Below are 5298 nucleotides of genomic sequence, written 5' to 3' on the forward strand. Positions count from 1 at the left end.
GAGACCCCACGGCGACACCGCGGCGTCCACCACCCGCAGCAGCCGCTCGTTGATCTCGTCGCGATGCGACAGCACCTGGTCGAGGTCCATCGCGCCCATCACCGAGCGGATGTTGGTCATGGTCAGCGTGACGATCGCCTGGTTGAGGTTCGCCACCTCATAGCTCGCCTTGGCGGCATCGAACACCTGGTAGAAAGTCACACCGTCCACGGTGACCGTCGCGTTGTCCTTGGTGATGACCTCCTGCTTGGGAATTTCGATCACCTGCTCCATCATGTTTATCTTGCGCCCTACGCGGTCGATATAGGGCACGATGAGATTGAGGCCGGGGTCGAGCGTCCGCGTGTACTTGCCGAACCGTTCGATGGTCCAGTCGTAGCCCTGTGGCACGGTCTTGACGCCGGCCAGCAGCGTCAGGACCACAAGCGCCACGAAAACAATCGCGAAAATATCGAACCCGGTCATGAAAATCTCCGCAGGGGGACCGCTCTCTGAGACGTGGGAGGCGGTGAGTTGCCGGTTGGTCGCCGCTCAAAGATGTATGGTTCGATTGGCGGAAAACGAGGCGGTGACAAAGCACCGTCATTTCGGAAGCTGCGGAGCGGCTATCCGGAATCCAGCAATCAAATAACGCATTCGATCTGGCCGGATTCCGGGTTCGGCGCTCCGCACCGCAGCGGAATGACAATCTGCTCTAAATCCAGCCCTGAAGTTCGCGCAACACCAGCTTCCGGATCACGTCCATGCCGGGATCGCTGTCGTTCAGGCATGGAATCGCAGTGAACTCCTCGCCTCCATTCTGGCGGAAGATATGCGCATTCTCCTGCGCGATCTCCTCCAAGGTCTCCAGGCAATCGGCCGAGAAGCCCGGCGTGACGACGGCCAGGCGCTTCACGCCGTCCTTCGCCAGTTTCTCCACGGTCTTGTCGGTGTAGGGCTGCAGCCACTCGTCGAAACCGAAGCGCGACTGGAACGTCAGCATCAGTTTGGACGCATCGAGTCCCATCCGCTTGCGCAGGGCTTCGGTGGTCGCGACGCATTGCCCCTGATAGGGATCGCCCTTTTCGATATAGGCCTGTGGCATGCCGTGGAAAGACGCCATGATGATCTCGGGCGTGAACGGCAGCGAGGCAAGATGCCTCTCGATCGAAACCGCCAGCGCGTCGATATAGTCGGGATCGTCGTAATACGGCGGCGTCACCCGCAGCGTCGGCTGCGCGCGCATCTCGCTCAGCACGCGGAATGCCTCGTCGCATACGGTGGCGGAGGTCGCCGCCGAATATTGCGGATAGAGCGGCACCACCAGCAGCCTGTCGCAACCCTGGGCCGTCAACGCCGCGATGCGCGATTGCATCGAGGGATTGCCATAGCGCATCGCCCAATCGACGACGACATGATCGTGATCCGCGATAGCAGCCGCGAGTTTGTCGGACTGCGCGCGCGTGATGATCTTGATCGGCGACTCGTTCAGCTCGGTGTTCCAGATCTTCAGGTAGTCGAGCGCCTTGCGGCGCGGGCGGGTATTCAGAATGATGCCGTTCAGCACCAGTTTCCAGACCAGGCCCTGCTTCTCGATGACCCGTGGATCGGACAAAAATTCCTTCAGATAGACACGCACGCCGCGGGCGTCGGCGGTATCAGGCGTGCCGAGATTGACGAGCAAAACGCCAACACGTCCGCGCGGCGTATCCGCCGCGGTCCTGGCCTTTCCGATAGGAACAACGACCGTCATCCGTCTGGATTCGCGCGCCTGCCGGTTATTGTCAAGCCCGCGCATCTGCCGGTACTGTCTTCGAAACTGGCCGCGAAGGGAACTGCCATGACGGTCGCCGAATGGTGCGTTTTCGGGGCGGTCGTTCTGTACCTCGTGACGATCGTGCCGTTCAAGGCGCTGGGGTCGCCCGGCTTCGACAACGCCCGTCCGCGCGACCCCGGATTCTACGCCGATCCGTTGCGCGCCCGCGGGCTCGGGGCGCACCTGAACGGCATCGAGGCCTTTCCATTTTTCGCAGCCGCCGTGCTGCTTGCGGAATTTCGCGCCGCTCCCCAGCATCTGATCGACGAACTGGCGATCCTGTTCCTGATCGTCCGCGCCGCTTACGTTTTCACCTATATCGGGGACCGGCCGACGCTGCGCTCGATCCTCTGGAGTCTCGGCTTTACGATCAACACCGCGATCTTCTTCCTGCCGGTGATCCGGCGCTGGCTGGCTTAAGCCATGATGCCCGGCCTCGTGCCGGGACATCCACGTCTTTGAAGGAAGCCATAGATGGCCGGACGAAGTCCGGCCATGACGCGTTAGAACGCGTTGCGCTGATGCGGCAATGAGTTTTTCAAAGCGGCTACGCCGCCTTCGGCGCTTCCAGCAGTCCACGGCGGCGCAGCAGCGCGTCGGCCTCCGGCTTGCGGCCGCGGAACGCGACATAGGCCTCTTCGGGATCGCGCGAGCCGCCCGACGAGTAGATGTCGTCGTGCAGCCGCTTCGCGATCGCCGGGTCGAAGATGTCACCGGCCTCCTCGAAGGCGCCGAAGGCGTCGGCATCCATTACCTCCGACCACATGTAGCTGTAATAGCCTGCGGCATAGTGATCGCCGGAGAAGATGTGCCCGAACTGGGTCGGACGATGCCGCATCGCGATTTCGGCCGGCATGCCAATCTTTTCCAACTCCGCACGCTCGAAAGCTCCGACATCGCGAACCGCCGACGCCGGCTGGCTGTGGAACTCCAGGTCCAGAAGCGCCGAGGCGACGAATTCCACGGTCGCGAAGCCCTGGTTGAATTGCCGCGCGGCGAGGAAACGCTTGAGCAGATCGTCGGGCAACGGTTCGCCGGTCTGATAGTGCCTGGCGTATTGCCGCAGCACCTGCGGCTGCTCCTGCCAGTGCTCGTAGAGCTGCGAGGGCAACTCGACAAAATCGGTGAACACGCTGGTGCCCGACAGCGAGGGATAGGTGACGTTCGAGAGCATGCCGTGCAGACCATGGCCGAATTCGTGGAACAGGGTCCGCGCATCATCCGGCGACAGCTGCGCGGGCTGACCGTCGGCGCCTTTGGCGAAGTTGCAGACGTTGATCACCAGCGGCGCGACGTCGCCGTCGAGCTTCTGCTGGTCGCGCAGCGACGTCATCCACGCGCCGGACCGCTTCGAGGCCCGCGCGAAGTAATCTCCGTAGAACAGCGCCTGATGCCCGCCGGCGGCATCCCTCACCTCCCAGACCCGGACGTCCGGATGCCAGACCGGGATGTCCTTGCGCTCGGAAAAGGTAAGGCCGAACAGCCGATGCGCACAGTCGAAGGCAGCGGCGATCATGCCCTCCAGCGTCAGATACGGCTTGATCGCATCGTCGTCGAAGTCGGCGCGGATCTGCCGCAGCTTCTCGGCATAATAGCGCCAGTCCCACGGCGCGAGGGTGAAGTTGCCGCCCTCCTCGGTGATCAGGCCCTGCAAAGCGTCGCGGTCGGCGAGCGCACGCTCGCGCGCCGGCTTCCAGACCCGCTCCAGCAGGTTGCGGGCGGCCTCTGGCGTCCGCGCCATGGAGTCCTCGAAGCGATAGGCGGCGAAAGTCGGATAGCCCAGGAGCTTCGCCCGCTCCTCGCGGAGAGCGAGGACTTCCGGGATCACGGCGTTGTTGTCATGAGCGTTGCCATTGTCGCCGCGCGCGGTGAAGGCCTTGTAGACCTTTTCGCGCAGATCGCGCCGGCGCGAACTCTTGAGGAACGACTCGACAGAGGAGCGCGAGGTGGTGACCACGGCCTTGCCGGCGAGTCCGCGCTCTTCGGCGGCGGCGCGCGCCGCCGCAACGAAGCTGTCGGGCAGGCCGTCGAGATCATCCTCGCCGAGTTCAAGAAACCAGGCCTGCTCGTCGCCGAGCAGATTGTGGCTGAATGTGGTGCCGAGCTGCGCGAGACGTTCGTTGATCTCGGCCATCCGCGCCTTGGCGGCCTCGTCGAGGCCGGCGCCGGCGCGGTGGAAGTGGATATAGGTGCGTTCCAGCAGCCGCAACTGCTCCCCCGTCAGGCCGAGCGACGCGCGATTCTGATGAAGCTGCGCGATGCGGCCGAACAGTACCGCGTTCATCATGATCGGGTTCCAGTGCCGAGCCATTCGCAAGGTGACGTCCTTGTCGATCTCAAGCAGCGCCGGATTGGAGTGCGCCGACACCAGGTCATAGAACACCGCCGACACTTTCGTGAGCAGCTTGCCGGAACGCTCCAGCGCGGTGATGGTGTTGGCAAAGTCCGGCGCCGAGGGATCGTGGGCGATGGCGGCGACCTCGGCGGCATGATCGGCGAACGCCTGCTCGAAAGCCGGCAGGAAATGTTCGGGCGCGATCTCGCCGAACGGCGGGGTCTGGAAAGGCGTTTGCCACGCCTTGAGCAGCGGGTTATCCGGGCCGGTAGCGGAAGGCGGCGATTGAGGCGTGTCTGACATGAGGCTCCTGCTTTTGCCATTGCCGTTGCCGCGCATTCTTGCCGCTATCCGCAAGGCATCGGAACTATAACACGCGACGCCACCTTTTTGGTCCATTGGCGCTTGCCGCGGGGGGCATTTTCGGAGAGATTGCCGCCGACAACGGGATCCCTGATATGAGTTCGCAACCCTCCGCTTCCACCTCGCGCCAGATCGTCTGGCCAAGCGTCATCACCGTCATCTCGGCGGCGATTCTGATCGGCGCGGAAGTGTTCGGCGCGGCGTTCGCCGGCGGCTGGGCGCTCGCCATCCTGTTCGGGCTCAGCGAAACCGAGGCACATATCCTCCAGGCGGTGCTGTTCGTCATCGGCGTGTTCGTGATGGTCAACTTCATCCGCGCTGCCCAGCGCATCGAACCCTTCGTGCGTCGCGGTTGACGGAAAACGCTGCGGCGCAGGGCTAACCTGTCCGCCTGCAAGCGCGCATATCTTACACTTCATTAAACAATCTAAACATCCGTTCATATTCGGCGCATGGCTTTGCGCTCGGATGACCACATCGTGGAGAAACCCGTCTCCTCGGCAAAAAAATTCTTGCGAAGCCGGGTCAAAAGACATATCTCCGCTCCTGCCCAATTTCGCACGTGCCTGTGGTCGTGTGTCAGTCGGTAGGTATCCGGACAAGAGGCCGGACAGCCGCCAAGGGCGAAGTCGCCGAGGTCACTCAGATCGATCAAACTCAGATCGATCGAACTGAGAGGCCAGCATCTCTCTCCAGGGATGCCGTCAAGGCGCTTTGCTCCTTGCAACCGTGACTGGCAGCCGGAGGCGAACCGGCGCACCCCGCTCTCAACGGGGGACGCGACTTAAAGCAACGACGGAACGGG

Annotated in this window: 5 protein-coding genes; 2 read left to right on the plus strand and 3 right to left on the minus strand. The window is 62.9% G+C overall.

Features of this window, described 5'->3' with window-relative positions:
* Together BGN91_RS10355 and hemH are read right to left on the minus strand one after the other, a co-directional pair.
* Positions 1 to 465, minus strand: a 465-nt coding sequence (locus BGN91_RS10355) for a paraslipin (RefSeq protein WP_292612844.1), incomplete at its 3' end; no start/stop codon positions are given.
* Positions 466 to 694: 229 nt separating this feature from the next.
* Entirely contained in the window at positions 695 to 1732 is a 1038-nt protein-coding gene (gene hemH, locus BGN91_RS10360) for a ferrochelatase (protein ID WP_292612853.1), read from the minus strand.
* A gap of 87 nt (positions 1733 to 1819) precedes the next feature.
* On the opposite strand from hemH, the gene BGN91_RS10365 reads away from it, so the two are divergent.
* Positions 1820 to 2215 carry an MAPEG family protein gene (locus BGN91_RS10365; RefSeq protein WP_292612846.1) on the plus strand — a complete coding sequence of 132 codons (396 nt, stop codon included), beginning with the start codon at positions 1820 to 1822 and terminating at the stop codon, positions 2213 to 2215.
* A gap of 127 nt (positions 2216 to 2342) precedes the next feature.
* Here the strand turns inward: BGN91_RS10365 and BGN91_RS10370 are convergent, their stop codons facing one another.
* Complete coding sequence (locus BGN91_RS10370; protein ID WP_292612848.1) at positions 2343 to 4433, minus strand: M3 family metallopeptidase; 2091 nt, start codon at positions 4431 to 4433, stop codon at positions 2343 to 2345.
* 155 nt (positions 4434 to 4588) lie between these two features.
* Between BGN91_RS10370 and BGN91_RS10375 the strand changes: the two genes are divergently transcribed.
* The gene (locus tag BGN91_RS10375; RefSeq protein ID WP_292612850.1) at positions 4589 to 4849 is read left to right on the plus strand and encodes a hypothetical protein; all 261 of its coding nucleotides are present in this window, start codon (positions 4589 to 4591) and stop codon (positions 4847 to 4849) included.
* Positions 4850 to 5298 lie beyond the last annotated feature (449 nt).

It is taken from the genome of Nitrobacter sp. 62-13 (assembly GCF_001896955.1).
GTDB lineage: Bacteria > Pseudomonadota > Alphaproteobacteria > Rhizobiales > Xanthobacteraceae > Nitrobacter.

What these genes read in the sequence shown, in the direction of transcription:
- hemH (WP_292612853.1), bottom strand. Translation starts at nt 1,732, where the DNA reads ATGACGGTCGTTGTTCCTATCGGAAAGGCCAGGACCGCGGCGGATACG.
- BGN91_RS10365 (WP_292612846.1), top strand. Translation starts at nt 1,820, where the DNA reads ATGACGGTCGCCGAATGGTGCGTTTTCGGGGCGGTCGTTCTGTACCTC.
- BGN91_RS10370 (WP_292612848.1), bottom strand. Translation starts at nt 4,433, where the DNA reads ATGTCAGACACGCCTCAATCGCCGCCTTCCGCTACCGGCCCGGATAAC.
- BGN91_RS10375 (WP_292612850.1), top strand. Translation starts at nt 4,589, where the DNA reads ATGAGTTCGCAACCCTCCGCTTCCACCTCGCGCCAGATCGTCTGGCCA.